Annotated in this window: 24 protein-coding genes and 1 other RNA gene; 3 read left to right on the top strand and 22 right to left on the bottom strand. The window is 51.0% G+C overall.

The genetic code is table 11. The features are described 5' to 3' along the window. Positions 1-29 precede the first annotated feature (29 nt). Positions 30-1,361 (bottom strand): PhoH family protein, encoded by a 1,332-nt coding sequence (locus tag AC0YOA_RS09335; RefSeq protein WP_210037672.1) that lies wholly within the window; start codon positions 1,359-1,361, stop codon positions 30-32. Between the two features lie 116 nt (positions 1,362-1,477). On the opposite strand from AC0YOA_RS09335, the gene AC0YOA_RS09330 reads away from it, so the two are divergent. Further along, positions 1,478-2,023: a YhcN/YlaJ family sporulation lipoprotein gene (locus AC0YOA_RS09330; protein WP_475786361.1), complete on the top strand. Its 546-nt coding sequence runs from the start codon at positions 1,478-1,480 to the stop codon at positions 2,021-2,023. 62 nt (positions 2,024-2,085) lie between these two features. Here AC0YOA_RS09330 and AC0YOA_RS09325 read toward each other — a convergent pair whose 3' ends face one another. The 7 genes from AC0YOA_RS09325 to AC0YOA_RS09295 all read right to left on the bottom strand — a co-directional run bounded on the left by AC0YOA_RS09325 (position 2,086) and on the right by AC0YOA_RS09295 (position 7,601). Further along, positions 2,086-2,538, bottom strand: a complete 453-nt coding sequence (locus AC0YOA_RS09325) for a PNPOx family protein (RefSeq protein WP_475786360.1) — start codon at positions 2,536-2,538, stop codon at positions 2,086-2,088. Positions 2,539-2,620: 82 nt separating this feature from the next. Next, entirely contained in the window at positions 2,621-3,556 is a 936-nt protein-coding gene (locus tag AC0YOA_RS09320; RefSeq protein WP_475786359.1) for an LCP family protein, read from the bottom strand. A gap of 135 nt (positions 3,557-3,691) precedes the next feature. Continuing rightward, positions 3,692-3,964, bottom strand: a complete 273-nt coding sequence (locus tag AC0YOA_RS09315) for a hypothetical protein (RefSeq protein ID WP_475786358.1) — start codon at positions 3,962-3,964, stop codon at positions 3,692-3,694. Positions 3,965-4,012: 48 nt separating this feature from the next. Next, on the bottom strand, positions 4,013-4,327 hold the full coding sequence (locus tag AC0YOA_RS09310) for a YlaH-like family protein (protein WP_475768148.1): 315 nt from the start codon (positions 4,325-4,327) through the stop codon (positions 4,013-4,015). Between the two features lie 114 nt (positions 4,328-4,441). Beyond that, positions 4,442-6,283, bottom strand: a complete 1,842-nt coding sequence (typA, locus tag AC0YOA_RS09305; protein WP_475786357.1) for a translational GTPase TypA — start codon at positions 6,281-6,283, stop codon at positions 4,442-4,444. 67 nt (positions 6,284-6,350) lie between these two features. Beyond that, complete coding sequence (locus tag AC0YOA_RS09300; protein WP_475768149.1) at positions 6,351-6,833, bottom strand: hypothetical protein; 483 nt, start codon at positions 6,831-6,833, stop codon at positions 6,351-6,353. Between the two features lie 108 nt (positions 6,834-6,941). Then, positions 6,942-7,601 (bottom strand): TerC family protein, encoded by a 660-nt coding sequence (locus tag AC0YOA_RS09295; protein ID WP_475786356.1) that lies wholly within the window; start codon positions 7,599-7,601, stop codon positions 6,942-6,944. Positions 7,602-7,762: 161 nt separating this feature from the next. Here AC0YOA_RS09295 and AC0YOA_RS09290 point away from each other — a divergent pair, with 161 nt between their 5' ends. Further along, positions 7,763-8,467, top strand: coding sequence for a TerC family protein (locus tag AC0YOA_RS09290; RefSeq protein WP_475786355.1), 705 nt, complete (start codon positions 7,763-7,765; stop codon positions 8,465-8,467). Positions 8,468-8,503: 36 nt separating this feature from the next. On the opposite strand, the gene thiI is transcribed toward AC0YOA_RS09290, so the two are convergent. From thiI to AC0YOA_RS09260, 6 genes are all read right to left on the bottom strand, one after another. After that, positions 8,504-9,724, bottom strand: coding sequence for a tRNA uracil 4-sulfurtransferase ThiI (gene thiI / locus AC0YOA_RS09285; RefSeq protein WP_475786354.1), 1,221 nt, complete (start codon positions 9,722-9,724; stop codon positions 8,504-8,506). Further along, positions 9,721-10,884 carry a cysteine desulfurase family protein gene (locus AC0YOA_RS09280; RefSeq protein WP_475786353.1) on the bottom strand — a complete coding sequence of 388 codons (1,164 nt, stop codon included), beginning with the start codon at positions 10,882-10,884 and terminating at the stop codon, positions 9,721-9,723. Before AC0YOA_RS09280 ends, thiI begins: the two co-directional genes overlap by 4 nt. A gap of 119 nt (positions 10,885-11,003) precedes the next feature. Next, the gene (locus AC0YOA_RS09275) at positions 11,004-11,714 is read right to left on the bottom strand and encodes a lytic transglycosylase domain-containing protein (protein WP_475786352.1); all 711 of its coding nucleotides are present in this window, start codon (positions 11,712-11,714) and stop codon (positions 11,004-11,006) included. A gap of 160 nt (positions 11,715-11,874) precedes the next feature. Next, positions 11,875-12,261 (bottom strand): DUF4190 domain-containing protein, encoded by a 387-nt coding sequence (locus AC0YOA_RS09270; protein ID WP_475786351.1) that lies wholly within the window; start codon positions 12,259-12,261, stop codon positions 11,875-11,877. A gap of 9 nt (positions 12,262-12,270) precedes the next feature. Beyond that, entirely contained in the window at positions 12,271-12,483 is a 213-nt protein-coding gene (locus AC0YOA_RS09265; RefSeq protein WP_210037686.1) for a DUF1540 domain-containing protein, read from the bottom strand. A 53-nt stretch (positions 12,484-12,536) separates the two neighbouring features. Further along, on the bottom strand, positions 12,537-13,037 hold the full coding sequence (locus AC0YOA_RS09260; RefSeq protein ID WP_475768156.1) for a YpuI family protein: 501 nt from the start codon (positions 13,035-13,037) through the stop codon (positions 12,537-12,539). 190 nt (positions 13,038-13,227) lie between these two features. On the opposite strand from AC0YOA_RS09260, the gene AC0YOA_RS09255 reads away from it, so the two are divergent. After that, on the top strand, positions 13,228-15,096 hold the full coding sequence (locus tag AC0YOA_RS09255) for a S8 family peptidase (RefSeq protein WP_475786350.1): 1,869 nt from the start codon (positions 13,228-13,230) through the stop codon (positions 15,094-15,096). Positions 15,097-15,187: 91 nt separating this feature from the next. On the opposite strand, the gene rnpB is transcribed toward AC0YOA_RS09255, so the two are convergent. From rnpB to AC0YOA_RS09215, 8 genes are all read right to left on the bottom strand, one after another. Next, positions 15,188-15,623: RNase P RNA component class A (rnpB, locus tag AC0YOA_RS09250), an RNA gene on the bottom strand. Between the two features lie 131 nt (positions 15,624-15,754). Then, positions 15,755-16,876 carry a Nif3-like dinuclear metal center hexameric protein gene (locus tag AC0YOA_RS09245; RefSeq protein WP_475786349.1) on the bottom strand — a complete coding sequence of 374 codons (1,122 nt, stop codon included), beginning with the start codon at positions 16,874-16,876 and terminating at the stop codon, positions 15,755-15,757. After that, positions 16,852-17,634, bottom strand: coding sequence for a tRNA (adenine(22)-N(1))-methyltransferase (locus tag AC0YOA_RS09240; protein ID WP_475786348.1), 783 nt, complete (start codon positions 17,632-17,634; stop codon positions 16,852-16,854). The genes AC0YOA_RS09245 and AC0YOA_RS09240 overlap by 25 nt, the downstream gene beginning before the upstream one ends. 1 nt (position 17,635) lies before the next feature. Further along, entirely contained in the window at positions 17,636-18,463 is an 828-nt protein-coding gene (locus AC0YOA_RS09235; RefSeq protein ID WP_475786347.1) for a hypothetical protein, read from the bottom strand. 121 nt (positions 18,464-18,584) lie between these two features. After that, complete coding sequence (gene rpoD, locus AC0YOA_RS09230; RefSeq protein WP_210037692.1) at positions 18,585-19,712, bottom strand: RNA polymerase sigma factor RpoD; 1,128 nt, start codon at positions 19,710-19,712, stop codon at positions 18,585-18,587. A 33-nt stretch (positions 19,713-19,745) separates the two neighbouring features. Beyond that, positions 19,746-21,581 (bottom strand): DNA primase, encoded by a 1,836-nt coding sequence (dnaG, locus tag AC0YOA_RS09225; protein WP_210037693.1) that lies wholly within the window; start codon positions 21,579-21,581, stop codon positions 19,746-19,748. Positions 21,582-21,619: 38 nt separating this feature from the next. Further along, positions 21,620-22,087 carry a YaiI/YqxD family protein gene (locus AC0YOA_RS09220; protein WP_475786346.1) on the bottom strand — a complete coding sequence of 156 codons (468 nt, stop codon included), beginning with the start codon at positions 22,085-22,087 and terminating at the stop codon, positions 21,620-21,622. An 80-nt stretch (positions 22,088-22,167) separates the two neighbouring features. After that, entirely contained in the window at positions 22,168-22,986 is an 819-nt protein-coding gene (locus tag AC0YOA_RS09215) for a pyruvate, water dikinase regulatory protein (RefSeq protein ID WP_475786345.1), read from the bottom strand. Positions 22,987-23,043: the final 57 nt, after the last annotated feature.

Genomic DNA, 23,043 nt, shown 5'->3' with positions numbered 1-23,043 from the left:
CCTGCCGCTCTGCCGGCTCTGCAGAGGCCTTACAGCAAATCGGCGGCCAATTGGGCCAGCCTTGACCGTTCGCCTTTCTCAAGCGTCATGTGGCCGCTTATGTTCTCCTGCTTGAATGTCTCCACAATATGGGTCAGCCCGTTGCTGATGGAATCCAGATAGGGATGGTCAATCTGCTCGGGATCTCCCATAAGGACGATCTTACTGCCCTCACCGACACGGGAGACAATGGTCTTGACCTCATGCCTGGTCAAATTCTGGGCCTCGTCGATAATAATGAACTGTCCCGGAATGGAACGGCCGCGGATATAGGTGAGCGCCTCAACCTGGATACTGCCCAGCCCCATCAAAATTTTGTCGATATCGCCGGATTTTTTGGTATCGAACAGAAACTCCAGATTATCATAGATCGGCTGCATCCACGGACGCAGCTTCTCCTCTTTTTCTCCCGGCAAATAGCCGATATCCTTCCCCATCGGAACAACAGGTCTTGCGATCAGGAGCTTTTTGTACTTATGCTCATCCTCCACCTTCATCAGCCCTGCGGCCAAGGCCAGCAGCGTCTTGCCTGTTCCGGCTTTTCCCGTCAATGTGACCAGCGGAATATCGTCGCATAATAGCAGTTCCAGTGCCATCCTCTGCTGCGCGTTGCGGGCCGTAATGCCCCACACCGGATCATTGCTCAAATAAAGCGGCTCCAGTCTCGCCCCATCCTGCGTAACCTTGAGCAGCGCAGACTTCGAAGTGCCCATCTCATCCCTTAGAATAACGAATTCATTGGGATGGAGCCTGGTGCCCAGCTGCATATTTTTGATCGTCAGGAAACGGTACGTGTAAAATTCGTCGATGACGCTGGGATGAACGAATATCGTCAAATACCCGGCATACTCCTCCGATGGCGAGACCACCCGGTCGGACAAATAATCCTGTGCGGAGAGACCCAGCACATCCGCTTTGATCCTGACCAGCACATCCTTGCTCACAATGACAACCGGCCTTTTTTCCCCTTTGTTTTCTTCCTCCATCTGATAATTCAGGGCCACCGCCAGTATGCGGTTATCGTTAGACATTTCGCCGAACATTTCCTGCACACGGACGAAGCTCCGATGATTCAGCTCTACCTTGAGGAGTCCGCCGTTATCAAGCTTGATCCCCTCATGCAGCCGGCCTTTCTCGCGCATTTGATCAAGAATCCTTGAGATGGAACGCGCGTTTCGGCCCAATTCGTCGGCCAGTCTTTTTTTCGAATCTATTTCTTCCAACACCACCGCGGGAATAATCACTTCATTGTCATCAAATGCGAAGAATGCTTGTGGATCATGCAGCAGCACATTAGTGTCGAGCACGAATATTTTTTTCATCGTGAGCCCTCCTGGCGTTGGAATTTCGTAACCAAGGCATACATAGCGCGATACCTGAATGGGGCAAACTATGCTCGAATGAATGAAATGTGAATGATGAAAGGCAGGTGGCGATAATGAGTAAGTGGCTGGCATCGGCTATGATTCTTTGCTTGCTCGCAACAGGCTGTGGAACTGTTGCTCGCAATGAGACATCACCCTCTCCACAGAATACTAAAGGTGTGCGTGTGCAGCAGACCACCCCGCACAAAGAGCCCATCAGCAGTCCAAAGCAGGTTGCAGCCCATCTGGAAGCCTTGGCAAACCAAGTTCCAGGTGTAAAAGGTGCGCACTGCGTCGTGTTTAATAATACGGCAGTCGTTGGAATCGATGTGGATGGCAAGCTGGACCGTTCCCGTGTTGCAACGATCAAATATGCGGTTGCGGAAGCTTTACGCAAGGATCCCTACGGCATAGATGCGGCTGTCACGGCAGATATGGATTTAACCCACCGATTGAACGAAATGGGCACCGATATCAGGCAGGGTCGGCCCCTTCAGGGCTTTGCTGAAGAGATGTCCGATATAATCGGACGCATCGTGCCGCAGATGCCGCGGGACACGCAGCCAAGAAATATGGAGCATGGCAATCCGAACCAACCCAAGCTCCAGAAAAATTTGTAAAAGAGCTGATCGCCTAAAAGCGAGACGCCAAACAAAGACACAAAAAGCCTAGCAGCTTTACACTAGGCTTTTTTCATGGCGGCAAACACCTGTCGATCCAGTTTATCCGCGGCTCGTTTATCGTAGGTTTTCTCATACTCCGGCATGACGGACAAGCGCGATCCATAGAACATCGCATCACGGATATGCCCGATTTCAATATCGAAGCAGACCAGCTTGAAAGGAACTTCATCCAGTGAATCCTTGACCAGACGGGCTATGCCGTATATGGTCTGGATACTCCCGGGCACGAACACAGTGACGCTAACGTCGGCTTTGGACAGCATATTCACAGCCAGCCGGGAACGTCCGTCAATGGCAAACCGGAGCGTGGATTCATTCACTGGATAAATCCATGAAACTGCGCTGGAGGTCGGAGAGCCGGCTTCCGCATCAATCGTGTGGAGAAGTGCGAATGGTTCGTTTTGCAATTGTTGGAACAATGATTCAGAGAGCGCAGTAACGGTTTCGGTCATCCGCATAACCTCCTTGCTCAAATAGTCAAGATTGCGCCCGATGCGTCCATTATAACATAGCCGTGAACGCTCTTACCACCCGTCATTCCGCCGCCAGTTTTGACTTCAGAGCCGCTTTGGCTTCAGCAAGCGTAGCTTCGTCCAGATGGACATACGGGCTTTTCCAGACACCCGTCAGCGGAATAAACTCAATATCGTCGCGGCCCATTCCGAAATAGGTCTTAAGCATGTTCTGCACCTCGGCGGAAGGAACATCCATACGCATATTATCGCCTACCGCTTTAATCACGCCTCCGATTTTGGTCACCCCGGAGAACGACTTCAGTTTATCGGCAATCTCGCCCAATACCTGACTTTCACGTTTGTTCCGGTCAAAGTCGCTGGACATATTCTTGCCGTTATTGGATTTGCGGTAACGGACAAAATCCAGAGCCTGCTTGCCGTTTAGCACCTGGACGCCCTTAGACAAGTCTATGTTCGTGCCATCCGCATTATCCACGTAATGCATATCCATATCCACATCGACCTGAATACCGCCCAGTGCATCGACTACATCGGCAAAGCCCTCGAAGTTGATCGTGGCCGTATAATCGATAGGTATATCAAAAAATTCGCCGAACATTTCGCGCATCCCTTGTTTCGCCTTTTTCTCCGCTTCCTTCTGCTCAAGGCCATCTTTCTTGGCACTGGACAGGAATGCCGCATAATAACCATTGGCTTTCCGGACTCTATAACCATCCAGATCGATTTCCGAATCCCGCGGGATGGAAATGACCGTCGATTTTTTCGTGTTCGGATTGAATGTGGCGATCATCATCACGTCCGTGTTCAGGCTTCCTGTTTCTTTACGGGTATCGAAGCCCAGCAGCAAAAAGGTGACCGGTTTCACTTTAACGGACTCTGACGCAGGCACTTCCACAGAAGGATCGGCATCCGTTGTTATGCTACCAAGCGTATCTTTATACAGCCAGTACAGGTAGCCGGCAATAGCTATCAATACGAGCAGGATGACAACCATGATGCGCCGCATCCAATAAACACGCTTTTTTGGTTTTTTGTTGCCTCCGGATCCTTGAGGCCCGTCCGATTTCCTGGAACCTCGCGAAGTCGATCTCGGCGGCATAGAGGACTTACTCATCGCTTCCACCTTCAATCAGTTATATTTCGGGTTTTCCTTGATGTCATTGAGCAGCTGTTCACCCGCTTCACGAGGGATCATCTGGACTTTACTTCGCCCTTCCTTCTCATAGCGGACATGAATCATCGTGTCGTCAATCTTGTCGATAACGATCTGTGTGACATGATGGTCCTCCGTCAGGATTTGCAGAAAAAAATCACGCGTATCCAGAGCGGCGCCATCATGGGGTCTTCCTTCAGCAACGAGCTGAATTTGCAGCCAGTTAAACACGGCGTCTTCAAACCGCATGATGCTGCCACCTCCTGTTCATCAAATGGATTATTTGCCCTTCGCCGGTTAACGGGTCGGCTTATTGCTTGGATCGGCGGGAGGTTCGGAGCTCGAGCCCTTGCCTTTCCACTTGTCGTAAAGCTGGCGCCCGCGCAGCATCAGCATCATAATCACGGCAACCGACATACATTGAATAATCGGCAGCTTATCGATTTGAAATACGAACAATACGAATGCGCCGGCAGCCATGACGAGATGAACCAGAATTTCCTTGATAATGGGCAGGCGCTGTACCCGGAACACTGAATTGAAGATATAGATAACCAAGCACAAGATGATAATATACGTAATAACGGGATGGCTGTGAAACCAGTTTTGCATCCTGCAGCCTCCTCCTTCTTATTCTACGTTATAGGTTTCTAATGAAAACGGCAGGGTAATCGAACCGAAGTCGGTCCGCCACCCTGCCATGAAAGAGCTACGTGAAATAATGGATTATACGCCCGATTGTGCTGTTCTGCGCTGCTTATCGGCACGCTCACGTTCGCTCTTATTCAAAATCTTCTTGCGCAGACGAATGGATTTTGGCGTTACTTCGCAATACTCATCGTCATTCAAATATTCAAGTGCCTGCTCCAGCGAGAACAATACCGGTGTTTTCAAACGAACCGTATCATCCTTGGAGGCGGTACGAATATTGTTCAGCTGTTTCTCCTTACAAATGTTGACGATAATATCGCTGTCGCGATTATGCTCGCCTACAATCATGCCTTCATAGACTTCAGTTCCCGGTTCGAGGAACAGCACTCCGCGGTCCTCGACACCAAACATCCCGTAAAATGTGGATATGCCATTCTCGCTGGCAACCAGAACCCCTTGATGACGTCCGCCAACCGAAGTGCCGACGAATTGGCCGTAATTATCAAAGGCATGATTCATGATGCCATAGCCGCGAGTCAGTGTCAGGAAGTTCGTCCGGTAACCAATAAGCCCGCGAGCAGGAATGATGAATTCCAGACGTACCTGGCCTGTTCCATTATTAATCATATTGACCATTTCCGCTTTGCGCGCTCCAAGGCTCTCCATGACCGAGCCTGTGCTTTCTTCCGGTACATCGATCAACAGGCGCTCGTATGGCTCCATTTTCTTGCCATCGATTTCCTTCACGATAACTTCCGGCTTGGACACCTGCATTTCAAAGCCTTCACGACGCATATTTTCGATCAATATGCCCAAGTGAAGCTCTCCGCGTCCGGATACGACAAAGGCATCCGGGCTGTCCGTTTCATCGACGCGCAGGGCAACATCAGTCTCAAGCTCTTTAAACAGTCTCTCACGGAGTTTACGCGAGGTTACCCATTTTCCTTCACGACCCGCAAACGGGCTGTTGTTGACCAGGAAGGTCATCTGCAGGGTAGGCTCATCGATCTTAAGCACCGGCAAAGCTTCAGGGTTCGCAGGGTCCGCGATGGTTTCCCCGATATTGATCTCACGGATGCCGGCAATCGCCACGATATCGCCCGCTCCGGCTTCTTCAACCTCGATGCGCTTCAAGCCCTGGAAGCCGAACAGCTTCTCGATACGCGCCTGCTTCACCACGCCTTCGCGGTTAATGACAGCTACGGATTGACCCTGGCGGATCTTGCCGCGGTTCACACGGCCGACTGCGATACGGCCCAAATATTCATTGTAGTCCAGCAGGGTAACGAGAAACTGCAGCGATTCATCCACGCTCTCAGTCGGAGATGGAATATGTTCGATGATCGTTTCGTACAAAGCCTGCATATTCTCATCCTGTTTATCCACATTCAAACTGGAAGTCCCCATCAATGCGGATGCATAAACAACCGGAAAGTCAAGCTGCTCGTCGCTTGCGCCGAGTTCGATAAACAGATCGAGCACCTCGTCAACCACATCGGAAGGGCTGGCATTGGGACGGTCGATTTTGTTCAATACGACAATCGGCGTCAAATTGCTTTCAAGCGCTTTGCGGAGCACGAATTTCGTTTGCGGCATACAGCCTTCGAATGCGTCGACGACCAGCAGCACGCCGTCAACCATTTTCATAATCCGTTCAACCTCGCCGCCAAAGTCGGCATGTCCCGGCGTATCTACGATATTGATCAAATAATCCTTATAGTTGATCGCCGTATTTTTGGCAAGGATGGTAATTCCGCGTTCCCGTTCCAAATCATTGGAGTCCATGGCCCGCTCCTGTACGGCTTCATTGTCCCGGAACGTACCGGATTGTTGAAGCAGTTTGTCGACGAGAGTTGTTTTCCCATGGTCAACGTGTGCGATAATCGCGATATTGCGTAAATTTTCTCTGGCTTGCATGTTCAGTATCCACTCCACTTTGTTTAGTTTATCTTTATTATAATCCAACCGTCACTTGCGCACACACTTACCAGCGGGTCTTTCTCCCGGCTACCAGCCAGGCGCCGATCGCAATAAGACCTGCCGCAACAATATACAACCCCCAGCCCCAGAATACCATGATTACGAAAAAAGATGCGGCAATCAACGCAAGAGTTATAGCAAGCGTCAATGGAAATTTGGGATGGGCCATTTCAAACAGATGGAATTCGTATAACCCGACCGCAGCCCCAAAAATAAACAAAGGCCATAAGTACTGCATATTGCTCCACCCGAATGCAATACAAAAGAAAAAAATTAAGGCGCTTATCGACAATATCGCCCCAGGCACAAGCACAAATGTGGGAAGCAATCTGCCGAAAAACAGCACGTGCAGCAATATGCCTGGGATCAGCACGAAAAGCGGCCAGAAGTTCGTCCCGATAAACGCAAACAGGCCAAGCTTCCCGAGCAGAATTACAGCGCCGGCGAATAAAAAAAGAAAACCGACGGTGTATTGATTTTTCGACATGCCCAAAGTTCCTTTCTCTCGACACTTTTTATCATTACTATAGTGTACTGGAACGGACAGCAAAAAACCAGTGCAACAGACTAAAATCCACACAAAAAAAACACTGCTTCATCTTTTCAGACGGAGCAGCGCGATAATTATGACAAATGGAACACATAAAATCGGCAGCGCCTGCTGCATGGTGGGGAAGCTGTGAAGCCCCAATCCGGCAAGCCCGGGATCATGTACAAGCATCTCCCCTGCGGCGTAGCCGAGCAATCCGCCTCCTGCATAAACCAGCGGCGGATAGCGCTTCAACAGATTGCCGAGCAGTTGGCTTCCCCAAATAATGATAGGGATACTGAGTCCGATTCCCAGCATAATCATTATAGGCTCGCCTTCGGCAACGGCAGCAATGGCAAGCACATTATCCAGACTCATAATAAAATCGGCGACCACAATGGTACGGATCGCCCCCGCTAGGGAACCGGGTTTGCGGATTTGATGGGACTGCTCGGCAGGAGACGCCGCATCCATCACCAGCTTGACGGCAATCAAGAAGAGCAGCAAAGCGCCCAATGCCTGGAGATAAGGTATTTGCAGCAGCGTAATGGCCACCAGAGTCAGCAGACACCGCAAGCCTATAGCCGCAGCCGCTCCCCACCATACCGCCTTGCGCCTCTGCTCCGGGGGCAGCTGCTGGCTGGCAAGGGCGATGACGACAGCATTGTCGCCGCTGAGCAGTACATTAATGAAGATGATTTGAATAAAGACCCACAGGCTGTCCATTCCCTGCCACCTCTCACATGCTAACCGTAATACGAGCCTCTTTATGAAACGGTATGTCCCGGCAGAGCTTCTTATGTTAGAAAATAATTATGAATCGAACCTAAAGCTTGCACGTATATACTAAAAAATCAGGTAACGGTTGGAAGGGAGAGGACAAGAGGATGGATTTCTTTTCGCTTGATTTTTTTTCAGCCTTGCTTACTATCGTATTCATTGACCTCATTCTTGCAGGGGATAATGCCATTGTAATCGGGCTTGCCGCCCGCAAATTGCCTAAATTACAACAAAAGAAAGCCGTCATCTGGGGAACGGTAGGAGCGGTCGGCATCCGGGCATTAGCCACCATATTGGTCGTTTATTTGCTGGATATACCGTGGCTCATGCTCACAGGAGGAATCCTGCTGCTGTGGATTGCCTACAAGCTGCTGGTGGACGAGAACAATCATGGGGATATCAAGGCAGGCAATAATCTTTGGCAGTCCATACGAACCATCATCATTGCCGACGCCGCGATGGGGATAGACAATGTTATCGCAGTCGCAGGCGCAGCGCACGGCAATATAACCCTCGTCATACTCGGACTTTTAATCAGTATTCCGGTGGTTGTTTGGGGAAGCACCCTGTTTATCAAAATCATCGAACGGTTTCCATGGATCATCTATCTGGGCTCAGGCGTTCTCGCCTACACAGCAGCAAAAATGATCACGCATGAAACCAAGATCAACCAGGTGTTTGAGAGCAGCGCGCTGTTCGAATGGTCCTTTCTCATACTGGTCGTGGTTGTCATCATCGTCGCAGGCCTTTGGAAAAACACTGCAAGAAGCCGCAAAATTTCCAATGAAAAAAGCAGGGAAGCCCAAGCTTGACCGGGCTCCCTGCTTTTTCTTTGTATGTGATCCCGCTTAAAACCAATCGTCGTCGCCGGCGGCCTGCGCCCCAAGCTTGTCATCCGGCGATATCTCCAGCGTCTCCACCTCCGAAACCGCCTGCGCAATCATCTCCTCAAGCTCCGGTACAAAAGACTCCACCTTGCTGACTACATTTAAATTTGGATTGGTGCTCGGTGATTTCGGGAGAAACAAGGTGCAGCAATCCTCAAAGGGAAGAATCGAGGTCTCATACGTGCCGATTCGCTTCGCGATCCGGATAATATCTTCTTTGTCCATCATAATAAGCGGACGCAGCAGCGGAAGTTCGGCGCTTCGTCCGATTACATTCATGCTGCTCAGCGTCTGGCTGGCCACCTGGCCCAGGCTGTCGCCGGTAACAATTCCGAGCGCTCCCGACTGAACGGCGAGCATTTGGGCGATGCGAAGCATAGAGCGGCGCATAAGCGTGATAATGAGATTATCCTGCTTGGCCTGGGCGAATGCCGTCTGGATCTCCGTGAACGAGACGAGATGCAGCTTAATCGGAGCACCGCTGTAATGGGATAACCGTCTCGTCAGCTCGATTACTTTCTCCTTGGCCTGTTCGCTCGTAAAGGGATAGCTGTGAAAATGAACCGCTTCGATTTCCAGCCCCTTGCGCATGGATAAATAACCTGCAACCGGGCTGTCAATACCGCCTGAGAGCAGCAGCATGGCTTTGCCGTTGCTGGCAAATGGATACCCGCCGGCAGCTTCTACAACCTCGCTGAAAATATAAGTGCCCTCGGGCTGGATTTCGACGCGAAGCTCCACCTCCGGTTGCCTGACGTTAACCTTGAGGCGCGGCATGGCCCTCAGCACATGAGCCCCTACCAGCTGGTTCATCTGCTGGGAATCATGCGGAAAGGATTTCTCCACGCGGCGCACCGTCACCTTGAATGTGGCGGGTTCCCGGGAAAGAGAAAGCATGGCGTCAAGCGATGCCGCCTGGATGGTTTCCAATATATTTTCAACCCGTCTGACCGGACTGAAGGAGCCGATTCCGAATATATCCTTCAACCGTTCAGCTATGGCAGCATATGGCTCTCCATTCAAGGCAACGTAAATCCGCCCGTAGCTGCGGGTGATCGCTGCCCTGCTGTGGGGAGCGAGCACGCCTCTCACCTGCTGTAGCATGCGTTTCTCAAACTGGCTCCGGTTGCGTCCTTTTATCGTATGCTCGCCGAAGCGAATCAGGATGATGTCTGGTGTCATGAACGTATTTCCTTCCTCTCCAGCGGCTTCAGCTTCTTCACAACCGTCTCCAGCATGCTGCAAAGCCATTCGAGTTCGCGACTTCCATGCTCATCGCCGAAGCTCACGCGAATGCCGCTCGATGCTCTCGCCTGGCCCACTCCCATGGCTTCTAGCACACGGCTTGGCTTATTGTCTTTGGACGAGCATGCCGATTTGGTCGACGCCGCGATTTTATGCTTCTCCAGCAAATGAATAAATACCTCCGGCTTCATTCCGGGATAAGAGAAGCTGACAATATGCGGGGCCATATCCTCCTGCTCCCCTCCATTGAGAACAAGCTCCGGAATTTGAGCGATTGCTTCTGTTAGCTGTCGCCTCAAGGCTGTCATCCGCTCATACCGTTCCGGCTGGCTTTCCATAGCCATGCGAAACGCTTTGGCAGATGCAACAATGGCTGCCACATTCTCCGTGCCTGAGCGCATCCCGAGTTCCTGATCCCCCCCTGCAAGCAGAGCATGCAGCTTGACGCCGCTCTGTATATATAAAAGGCCTGCGCCTCTTGGCCCTCTCACCTTATGCGCGGAAGCGCTGAACAAATCAATGCTATCGCTCCGCAGATCGATGGGCAGCTTGCCCACGCTTTGAACCCCGTCCACATGAAAAACAATCCCGCGGCGCCGATCTTTGAGCATCCGGCCGATTTGGTGGACCGGCTGAATGGAGCCGACCTCATTATTCACATGCATAATGGTAACAAGTATCGTCTCGTCGGTTAAATGAGCTTCCACGTCTTCAAGGCTCACAATCCCGTTCCTTGAAACAGGCAGGAAGCTGATCCGGAATCCTTCACGCTCCAGCTGCTTGCAGGTTTCATAAACAGATGGATGCTCGATGGCTGTTGTAATAATATGCTTGCCCTTATGCGCATTCGCTCTGGCTGCGCCTTGAATAGCCAGATTGTTGCTCTCCGTCCCGCCCGAGGTAAAAACCCATTCCTTCGCCTCTGTTCCGAATAATCCGGCAATGGCGCTCCTGGACCGCTCCAGCAAATGGCCGGCTTCCATACCGCTCCGGTGCAGGGAGGAAGGGTTGGCATAATGCTTCGCCATCACCTCGGCCATTGTACGAATCACTTCCTCATGCGGCGGGGTGGAAGCGCAGTGGTCAAAATAATACATGCGCCACTCTCCTTTCTTCCTATGCACAAAATAAAAAGATCAACGACAGAATGCCGGCGCTAAATTCTGCGCACGATATTCTTCGCGATCTATTCAAGGCTAAAGATCTTCGGCTTCAATTAGAAATTGGACGGGCTGTATTGTTCCAAAGCCGCCAATACCTTGCCCACATACCGATGTGTCTCCGCAGGCAGAGCGCCAAGCTTCTGTGCAAAATCCTCATTGCTTGAAATACCGGCGCGGTCGACACGTCCGGGACCGGCATTATACGCCGCCAAAGCCACCTGCTCGCTGCCGCCGTATTTTCCCAGCAAATAAGCGAGATAACGCGTGCCGCCCTCGATATTTTGCTGAGGGTCAAATGAATTCTCAACTCCCAGCCCGCGGGCAGTTCCATCCATCAGCTGCATAAGGCCTTTGGCGCCAGCGCTAGACACGGAATACGGATTGAAGGCGGACTCCGTATCAATGACAGCTTTGACAAGTGAAGGGTCAACGCCGTATTTGGCCGAGGCTTCGTTTATATAGGGATCAAATAATGTTGGAGTCGAGGTATCCATGGACAGATCCGGTTCATTATAAAAAGGCAGCGGTTGTTTGAATAAAGTCGTTATGGAAGCCAGTTCATCGTTTAATGCCTGCAATCCTGAATTCTCCTGCAAGGAACTGCCGCTCCCGGACAGCATTTGGGATAATAGCGTACCAAACAAGGAAGGGTCTTCCTGACTGCCGGGGGATAGGATATTGGGACTGCTGCTTCCCGTAAAATCAAGACTGGGCATCCATTGCAGCTGGAGCAGTGTTTTCATAATACGCGGATCTATGCTCATCGTGGCCTCCAGTTGGTTGCATTGCATAAAATGACAGCTTTTGCATCTATTTTACATGGTTTCAGGAAGAATCGCCAGTAAGACAATAGTCCTATGCCGTATTGAAATTGTAAGATATGTAAAAACCGGCGAATGCAATTCCGCCGGTCCTAAAAGAATTTTAGGTAATGGAATAATAAAGCGGGATAATCACCAGATAAGCAATAACAGAAATCAGTCCGAGTATCATGGACCACAGGCCAAGACCTCTGGCGTCCTGCCGGTAGGCGATAAAACCGACGACAATTCCTGTAGCTCCAAGAAGCAAAGGCCACACAAACCAGGATAGTACGGATAAAACAAGAGCTGCCCAACCTGCGGCTTGGCCTGCTGAACGTGTTTGCTCAACTGCTTCTTCGACATGCTCCTTCGTGTGATCTTTCTGATAAGCCTGTGGAGGTACAGCAAGCTCTGCGGACATTTCTTCATTGTAAGGATGATGATCATGTCCGTAACTATGATGTTTATGGCTGTCATCATGCGATTCATGCTCCGAATGCTGTTCCATAGCTTAGCCTCACTCCTTTGGTTTGAATGTGTGGCAGCAGGTGGACGCCGATTCGGTCGCATTATCTTGGTGGCTTGCCTGAAAATGTTCTCCGGCAAATTCGGAATCAAGATTGGTGTGTGCATGACTGTCGATGTCGATCATGATTTGATCGGCATTGCATTGGTTGCCCTGCCCCCAGAAGGAACAGTTTGCAACGCTGCAGCTTACGCCTTTTGGCATAAAAATCACCCCCGGTATCAATTTGCCCGCACCGGGGGTGACTTATGCCTGCCTTATTTTTGCCCTTGCATACGGCGCTGGGTCATGTAGTCGCTCTCATAATAAGACAAGTCGTCACGGAGCTCCTCATACACCTTCGATACCGAAAGCACGGTGTCGCGGGCATCGCGAACCGGTTTCTTGCGGAATCGGATCGCATCCTGGCCCGTATAGGCATAACGTCCGTCTTCGGAATAACATTCATTTTTAGGGTAGAAAAATGCGTTTACGCATTGGTGATACACTTCATAAAGAACCCGTGCGGCAAAATCATCGTCAAAATTCGGCCGTCTGAGAGCAACTCCCAGTTTCTCGTAAGCTACTTCCGAAAAAACAAGCAAATGCCTTAGGTCAGACAGCAATCCTTTATAGAAAAGCTCCGCTTCGTTATCCTGATCTTCACTTGCAAGCTGCGGAAGCGCATGCTGGTTAAGGAACAGCTCCAATTGACCGATGGCGAGTTTTAACTTGTCCCTTGTCGATTCGCTCAGCGATTTCACGTTTGTCGATGGCATGATCGGTAGATCCCCTTTCGTTCTCCAAAACAATACTTAGACCATCAACATCGTACCACAAAATGCATGCAGATGGTACTGCCGTTTGACGTCCTCGACCGTATATTTTCATTCATTCCACCGAATTCTAAAGGCAGGGAGCTTCAGTGAGGCTCGTGAATACTGCAAATTCGAGGAGGCAGCCATTAATATGCGACGCAAATGGATCGGCTGGTTCGCGGTGCTTGCCGCCGCGGCATTATTAATTCCTTTATCCCCCTGGTTCGGTGCTCCTAAACAGCAGCCCGGCAAGATTCAGGCTCCGGTGAAAGCAACGGCCGCATCCCGGGAGCATACGGTCAAGATGAAGACAATTAACCGGGATATGGAAGCAACGGCTTTAATGTGCACCAGGGAATGTTCAAGAAATCTCCATCAAATGATGATGAGCCATTCAATTGGAGACCCGAATCCCGTCAATATGGCAGACATAATGAAAAAGCACAAGCAAATGGTGTATCTCGTCTGGATTCACAACGGTAAAACGATGACCCATGGCAAAAAACCGCAGGATGCAAACAAAATGCTTCAAACGCATTTGGCAGCCGCCAAGGCCAGTCTCCGGCAGGGCAAGGATTATACATCCACATCCCTGAAGCTGCAAGGACACCGCTATGCCATCGTAGCCGTACCGGACCATCGCCGCCGGGGCGACGGCATTATCGGTGTCATACTCCAGGATGTCATCACAGAGGTCGAGCGGCATCAGAAGCGCAATTTAAGAATTGTGCCTTATCCGGCGGAGGGGCATTACAAGATCGAGTCCGTTATTCCCAATACGACTACCGATATGACGGTTGAGCAGGGTGAGGATAATGGCAACGCCAGTCATTATCATATTAATGAAGTCGTCGTGAAATTCAGTCATCCGCCCACGAGACATGATTTGGATCGGATGAAAACGGATATTGGTGCCATTTCAGTAAAAAAACTGGCCCATACCTTTATTTTCCGTTCCAAACTAATGGATGCCGAAAGCATGATGGAGTATTTTAAAAGAACATGGCAGCCGGAGTATGTTGAACCCCATTACTTGTATATGACGAACGAAATTGCTCCAATCATTCCTAACGATGCGCTGTACTCGCAGTATCAGTGGAATTTACCATCAATTGAAACGGAGAAAGGCTGGACGCTCTCCAAAGGCAGCGAGCGTGTGCTCGTCGCCATATTGGATACCGGCGTTCAAGCCGATCATCCCGATCTTCAGGGGAAAACGGTGGATGGCATCAATCTCGTCAGCGAAGATGATCCGCCTGAAGACGATGTCGGACACGGTACGCATGTTGCCGGCATTATTGCCGCCAACGTGAATAACGGCGAAGGCGTAGCCGGCTTATCCTGGTATAACAAATTAATGCCTGTCAAGGTCCTGGATTCCAGCGGAGCCGGCTCTACCTATACGGTGGCGCAGGGAATCATCTGGGCGACGGACAACGGGGCCAAAGTCATCAATATGAGCCTGGGCAACTATGCTGAGGCGGAATTCCTCCATGATGCCGTCAAATATGCCTATGACCATGATGTGGTTCTGGTCGCGGCAAGCGGCAATGATAATACCGATCGTCCGGGATATCCTGCGGCTTACCCGGAGGTGTTCGGCGTGGCTTCCACGGATGCCGACGGTTCCCGGTCGTCCTTCTCCAACTTTGGCGATTACATCGATGTTGCAGCACCGGGAGCAAGCATCGCGAGCACGTATCCCGGCAGTCAGTATGCAGCACTGTCAGGGACATCGATGGCCAGTCCCCATGTTGCCGCATTGGCGGGTCTGATCCGCTCCATCAATCCCGATCTGACCAATGTCGAGGTGATGGATATCATGCGCAAATCCGCAACCGACCTGGGTGACAAAGGCAAAGACAATTACTTCGGCTATGGACAGATCGATATCGTCCAGGCATTGGAAATGGCGAATCAATCGAAATTATCGCTGCAGCAGTTTGAGCAGCAGGTGGAACAGCGGCTTGCGAAGATCAAGAGTAAATACGAGTCCCATCTGACAGCTGCCAAAAAATAAGGATCAAACGAAAAAACTGTTCCGAGTGCGCCTTGAAAGACAAAGGTGCAAAAGGAACAGTTTTTAATTTTAATGGTGGATTTGAATCGTTGCGGAAAGCTTGCCGTAAGCCGGGTTCTGTACTCCATGTGGTCCAAACGGGAACGACCCTCCCACTTTCGAAGCGACAATCATCTATCTAGGCCTACCATTGCTGATCGGCTCAAGCAACCAACCCGAACGCTCCCCGGGCAAGGGTGCAGCATGAGTGCCTCTGCAAAAGCAGGTGCAAGCTCGTACTGCCGCGTTCTCTCGGTCTTGCTCCAGATGGGGTTTACCAGCACCGTTGTCACCAACGGTCCTCGTGGTCTCTTACACCACGGTTCCACCCTTGCCTGTGCTGACGCAAAGCCAGCCATCGGCGGTCCATTTCTGTGGCACTATCCTTCGGCTCGCGCCGACTGGACGTTATCCAGCATCTTCGCCCTGCGGAGCCCGGACTTTCCTCTCGCAGCCTCACAGCTGCCAGCGATTGTCTGTCAAACTTTCCGTCATTTAGCTAGTATACTAAGAAGCGGTCAAAAGCTCAAGGCGAAAACGACTCCATGTTTTCATATTTCTTCAAAATTTCTTGATAATCCGAATTTTCTGCTCCAAGCCTGGAGATAAAGTTTTAAATTTAAATGAACCGGAAAGGTTCCGTCTCTACCTGGGACGCGGCCGCGACCGTTTTGTATTTACGCTTAATCAGCTCATGGGTCAGCCACTGCGCCACCCTCGGCTTCATGATTTTCTCAATATTATGTCCCGGATCAATAATGCACAGGCCTGCCACCAGAGCGTCATGAGCAGTATGATAATCAATATCTCCAGTAATAAGCACATCCGCTCCGGCGAACTGGGCGTGTTTCACATATCTGCCCCCGGAGCCGCCAAGAACAGCCGCTTTGCGGACAACCGTATCCGGATCGCCCACCATTCTGACCGCAGGCACATCAAACACCTGTTTAACCAGCTCAGCGAGTTCAATCAGCTTTACAGGTTCCGGCAGCTTCCCGACTCGTCCCAGTCCATAAGAAGGCCCATTGATTTCAAGCGGATAAAGGTCATAGGCGACCTCCTCGTACGGATGTGCTTTAATCATCGCCTGAACAACCTTCCGCTGCAGGCTTTGCGGAACAATTGTCTCCACTCTTACTTCGGATACTTGTTCGAATTGGCCATGCTTTCCTATGAAGGGCTGCGCCTGCTCTCCAGGCTGGAAAGTTCCCGTTCCTTCCACCTTAAAGCTGCTGCAGCTGTAATTTCCCGTCTCTCCGGCTCCCGCGTTCCAGATCGCCTGCAGAACAGCATCCTCATGCGCCGCAGGGACAAAAACAACAAGCTTAAACAGCTTGTCGGTATGGACAATTTCAAGACTTGCTCTGCTCTCTTGGGCAATACCGACTAGATCGGCCATCCAGTCATTGATGCCGCCTTCAGCCGAATCAAGATTGGTATGAGCGATATACACGGCAATATCATGCTTGATCAGCTTCTCATAAAGTCTGCCGGTTGGCGTTGAGGTGTCAATCTTCGCCAGCGGTCTGTAGATGATGGCATGATGGGCAATGATCAGCCCGGCGCCTGAGGCAATTGCCTCATCAACCACCTCATCGGTGACGTCAAGAGCAACCAGCACCTTGCTTATTTCCTTCTGCAGCGTACCTAGCTGCAGGCCGATTTTATCATTCTCGACGGCCAAGTGCTTGGGTGCCAGCTGCTCCATTAATTGAATTACGGTTTGACCATGGGCAAACATTGAAGCACCTCCTCCATTTGCTGCATTTCATCTCCAAGAGCCGCTTCTTTCTCCCTGGATTCGCTGAGCGTCGACAAAGCCAGCTGATTACGGATCCGCTCGAGCTTTCCAAGCTCCATCCGCCACTTCTTCTTCAAGAGCTCATCGCCTGCTTGCAGCAAATACGGTCCCATCCGGTACAGCCATTCACTGCGATAGCCTGCAGACATTTGAAGAGGAAGCTCAGAAGCATCGTATAAGCGGGTGTTCCACGCCTCTGCCGCCTCTATATTCTCACCGGCGAGGGCATGCAGTATTTCATAAATACGGCCGTCTTCTTCCATTATCGTCTCACTCTGAAGAACATAATCGCGGCGTACGAGCCAGCGGCGCACCAGATCCTCTCCCACATTCGGCTGAAGAACCAGCTCCCGCACGCCGTCAAGGCGGCCATCTGTCCAGCCCGCATCCAGAATATCGGACATCAGGCTACCTCCCATGCCCGCAAGGATGACTGTATCCGCTTCTCCTGGCAAGAGGACCGACAACCCGTCTCCTTGACGGACATCGATTGCCCCGGTCAATCCGGCTTCAGCAGCACCCTTCTGCGCCGCCAGAAATGGTCCGGTATTCAGTTCCCCGGCAATTGCCGACGGGCATTTGCCGCACTGCACCAGATATACCGGAAGGAGGGCATGGTCAGAGCCGATATCGGCTGCCCGAGCGCCCGCGCTGACACGATCTGCTATCGTTTGCAGTCGTTTGGATAATTTTATCATGTTAAGCAACCCACGCAATCCACTGTTTTCTTAAGCTGAAGAGGAGCAAGCCCCCTGCAATGATTTTGGTGATAAGCTGCAGCTGCAGCCACATTTGTTCCTTGGCAAATACGGCGGAATACAATTCCGGCATAAACCAGATAAGCGCTCCCGCCACGAATAAAATAGCCGCCACGGGCCTTGACCAGCGGTGAAAAAACCAGCTGCACCAACCGAATACAAATGACGCCGGAAGCCAGAAAAGCTGAATTTCATACCATTTTGGAGAATCGAAAGTATTGGAGAGCAGCCAGGCATAAACGAGAAAAGAAGCTACCCAGCCGCATAGATGAAGCAGCGGAATGCGCACGCTAATCCCAAAAACGATCCAGACAAGCGAGCAGAAAGCAAGCAACCCCGCCTTCCAGCCCCAGGCTTGCAGCTCATGCAGCTGCAGCATATAGATCCCTGCGCCTAGCATCAGCAGCATGCCAATTCCGATGAGTCCCAGGCCGGCCGATTCATTTTTCCGGCGATAACGCTGGCCATACAGAAGAAGAACAAGCACTGCCGACAAGGATATGCCAATTTGCAATAAAGGATGAAAAAAGCTAAAATAAAGAACAACAAAACAAATCAAGGAAAAAATTCCAAATGTAAGGAACCATTGCTTCCATGAAGCCTTGGATACCGCCTGGGCCGCTTTACCGGTAATTGTCGAAGGCGTGCGGGCCGCTCCCTCTTCCACATATAAATTAAGCAGGAAATCGCAATATTGCTCCGGGAGCAGCTTGCTTCGCTGCCAGTGTTCAATTTCTTTTACAATCGTTTTGCGGCGCTCCTGATCCATGTTGATCCTCGTTCCTTTCGGGCAGCAATTTCTCAAACCTGTCGCGAGTTCATCATGATGCGGTAATTCTTAAGAAAAAAAGACCTTTGCTGCCGCAGCAGAAAGGTCCTCGTCTTCATCCTTATTCGAGAAAATCCTTCAACCGCTTGCTGCGGCTCGGATGTCTCAGCTTGCGCAGCGCTTTGGCTTCGATCTGACGAATCCGCTCCCGCGTGACGCCAAACACCTTGCCCACTTCCTCAAGGGTCCGGGTCCGTCCATCATCCAGTCCAAAACGCAGACGGAGCACATTCTCCTCGCGTTCGGTCAATGTATCCAGCACATCTTCCAATTGCTCCTTGAGCAGCTCGTATGCGGCCGCATCCGCCGGTGCAAGTGCTTCCTGGTCCTCGATAAAATCTCCCAGATGGGAATCGTCTTCTTCACCGATCGGCGTCTCCAGCGATACAGGCTCCTGGGCGATCTTCATAATTTCCCGGACCTTCTCCGTACTGAGATCCATCTCCGCCGCTATTTCCTCTGGACTTGGCTCACGGCCGAGCTCCTGCAGAAGCTGACGGGAGACCCTTACCAGCTTGTTGATCGTCTCCACCATATGAACCGGAATCCGGATTGTTCTGGCCTGGTCGGCGATGGCTCTTGTTATCGCTTGGCGGATCCACCAGGTTGCGTACGTGCTGAATTTGTAGCCCTTGGTATGATCAAACTTTTCAACGGCTTTGATCAGGCCCATATTCCCTTCCTGAATCAGGTCGAGAAATAACATACCGCGTCCCACATACCGCTTGGCAATACTGACTACGAGCCGGAGGTTGGCTTCGGCAAGCCTACGTTTTGCTTCCTCATCGCCATTCTCGATCCGTTTGGCCAGCTCAACCTCATCATCCGCGGACAAAAGCGGAACTCGTCCGATCTCCTTCAAGTACATCCGGACGGGATCATTGATTTTGATACCGGGCGGGAGCGCCAGATCATCGTCAAAATTAAATTCATCCGGTTCTCTCTCCTGATCTTCACGTTCTCTGCTTGTTGGAAGATCATCATTCTCATTCAACACTTCAATTCCGATATCATCGAGCTGTTCGAAAAATTCATCAATTTGCTCCGGATCCTGATCAAACGGTGAAAGCTTCTCCATGATCTCTTTATAGGTTAAGGAGGATCTTTTTTTACCGTGTTCAATCAGCTGCTCTTTGACAATCTCCAGCTTCTGTTCGATATCCAATTCAGTATGTTGATCATTCGCCATATTCCGACTCCCTCCTCCCTAGAAACGATCATCCTACTGTCCTTTAAGCTGTCTCTCTAGGGCTATAATCTCACTTGCAATTCGAGCCGCCAACAACATGTCGCCGGATCGTTCCGCCTGCACCATTTCCTCTTTCTTATGCTCGATTCCACGAAATCTGGGCACTTTGAGAATTTCCATAATATAGTGAGCGAGCAGCTGCTCGTCGAACGGAAAATCATCGTCCATCATTAAGATTGAAGCGGCCGTCCTCTCCAGACGGTCGTCCTGAAGCGAAGCGATAAATCGGCTAATATCCGGATCATGACCTTGTGCATAATAAGCATATAAGTAAGCAGCAAGCGCTGCGTGATCCTCAACGTTAAATGCTTCTCCGAGCTGGCCGTGCACCGTTTGCGCCGTTTCCCTGTCCTGCAGCATGCGGGCCAGAAGTCTGCGTTCCGCTACCTGATAAGCAGGCAGCACAGGCGGCGAAGAAGGCATACGACGGATTTCATTCCTACCATTATTCCACGAATTGTCGTTATTATCCCTTTGCGGCTTCAATTTCTGGTGCTGCTGTCTATGCTGGAAGCAGTCTTGTTTGAGCGCCTCTAAAGATATATCGAATTCACGGGACAGATCTTTTAGATAAAACTCACGCTCGGTGGGAGAATCAAGCTCGGCAATAATGCCGACTGCTTCGAGCATATAGTTCTTCTGTCCTTCTTCTTCTAGGAGTATATGGTTTTTCTTCGCATATATTAGTTTAAATTTCGTGACGGAAACGGGGTGTTCAATCGTCTCTCTGATAAATGCCTGCGCCCCGTTCTTTTCAATAAACTCATCGGGGTCCATGCCTTTGGGCAGCATGGCCACCTGCACGCGCAGACCTGCCTTTTCGAGCAGTGGAATGGTCTTCACGACTGCAGCTTGTCCGGCGCTGTCGCCGTCGTAACAAAGCAGTACTTCATCCACATTCCGCTGAAGGATCATGGCATGGCTCTCTGTCAGAGAAGTACCCATCGTGGCCACACCGTTATTGACTCCGGCGGTCCATGCTTTGACCACATCCATGTAGCCTTCGAACAATACGGCGCGCCGGCTCTTCCGCATGGCTGCCCTGGATTGATTGAAATTGTACAGGCTGCGGCTTTTGTTGAACAGCATGGTTTCGGGCGAATTCAGGTATTTGGGCTGCCCTTCGCCAAGTATCCGCCCTGCCAGCGCAATTGCCTTGCCTTCACCATTACGGATTGGAAACATAATCCGGTCCCGAAACCGGTCGATATATCCGCTTCCATCCTGCTTGGCAATCAGGAGACCGCCCTTTTCCATCAGATCCAGTTTGAATTCCCGCTTGTCCAGAAAACGCACCAAGGTATCCCATTCCGGCGGCGCGTAACCGATCAGGAATTGGTCGATCTGCTTGTCCGTTACTCCGCGCGAGCGCAAATACTCCAAAGCGGGCTGGCCATGAGACGTATTCATCAGCAGGTAATGATAAAGCTTTCCGGTAAGCTCATGCGCTTCAATCAGCTTATCCCGTTCACCCGATTCGACTGAATCGAAACCGTCGGAATTCCCTGTCCACGTTACCGGGATACCGGCCTCCTCCGCCATTACGCGGACCGCTTCAGGGAACGAATAGTTTTCGATTTCCTCGATGAATTTTACAGCATTGCCGCCTTTGCCGCATCCGTAGCAGTAGAAAATCTGTTTCTCGGGCGTAACGGTGAACGAAGGAGTCTTCTCTGAATGAAAAGGGCATAACCCTTTCATATATTTGCCTTGTTTTGAGAGGTTAACGTACTTCCCAACCGTCTCGACGATATCGTGATGCCGCAGCACCGCTTCTATGACGGAATCAGGTATTTTAGCGAACGCCATATATCCCCACCTTCATCCTAAACATGTTTAAATATTCGCTAAGATTCACCATTCTCCTGCCGGGTTCGCAAAACTTTTGTCAGCTTTTGCTGAAAACGGATCCGGTCCTCGCTTGTCATGGCCTTCGGCCCTTTGGTCTTGCCGCCGCTTCTTCTACGCTTCGCAAGCTCATGTCTGCGCTCCATGAGATAATCAATATTGCTGTCGTCATACTGCTGCCCCCGATTCGACAGCGCAATTGCCCCTTTGGCCAGCACGATCGTCGCAAGCCCGAAATCCTGCGTAACGACAATATCTCCCCGTGCGACATGATTGGCGATATACAAATCGACAGATTGATCGCCTTTATCCACCTGAACAATCTGAATGCCTGCCCCCGGCTCCAGACGATGGTCGTATGAGGCAACCATCAGCACGGGAATGGACATATTCCGCGCTACCTCGACGATTTCGCGCTTGACCGGGCAGGCATCGGCATCCACCACAATTGTAGGGGTATTCGCCACGTTTATGCATCACCGCATCCCTGGAATAATTCTGTACTATGTTATATACGGCAAAAGATAAAAGAATCCTGCAAGAAAAATCAGCTGGAAGGAATACATTCCATGATTAAACTTGCCGTTTCCTCCACCGCCCGATGCGAAACATCGATTACAACGCAGCCGATCCGCTTCATTATATCCGCAGCGTAAGCAAGCTCCTGCTCAATTCGCGCTGTCGTCGCATACGCCGCACTGTCCGGCAAGCCAAGAGCCTTAAGGCGCTCCTTGCGGATGACGTTCAAATAATGGACATCAATCGTCAGCCCAACTATTTTTCCCTTGGGGATCTGAAACAGCTCGTCGGGCGGCTTGAGCTCCGGCATCAACGGCACGTTGGCTACTTTGAATTTCTTGTGTGCCAGGTACATCGACAGCGGAGTTTTGGAGGTTCGGGAAACGCCGACAAGCACGATGTCCGCCTTGATAATCCCGGTCGTGTCGCGCATATCGTCATACTTGACGGCGAACTCAACAGCCTCCACTTTGCGGAAATAATCCTCGTCCAGCACATGATTCAGCCCCGGCTCCTTGCGGGAGGGACGGTTGGTCTTCAGCTCCAGGCTGCCGATCAGCGAACCTAGCAGATCAATCGCCACGACGGAATGCTCCAGCGAAAACTTGCTCAGCACGTCACGAAGCTTGGGAATCACAAGTGTGTACAAAATAATCGCATTATGCTCCTTGGCCTGCAGCACCATCCGTTCTACAGCGGACTCATCCTGAACAAAAGGAGCCCGGCGTATATCCGCGTAAATGGGATGGAACTGGGCAACCGCAGCACGCACAACCAGTTCGCCGGTATCCCCGGCGGAATCCGAAACCACATAAATAATCACATCAGGATGAAGCCCGGTTGTCATGTTGGTCCCCTCCTAAAATGCTAAATTATGATGGCTGTGCAGGCCGAGCCACCTTTT

The sequence above is a fragment of the Paenibacillus sp. JT22N12 genome, from assembly GCF_056269365.1.
Note: the sequence above shows the minus strand (reverse complement) of the source record. Positions and strands in the feature narration are given on the sequence as shown.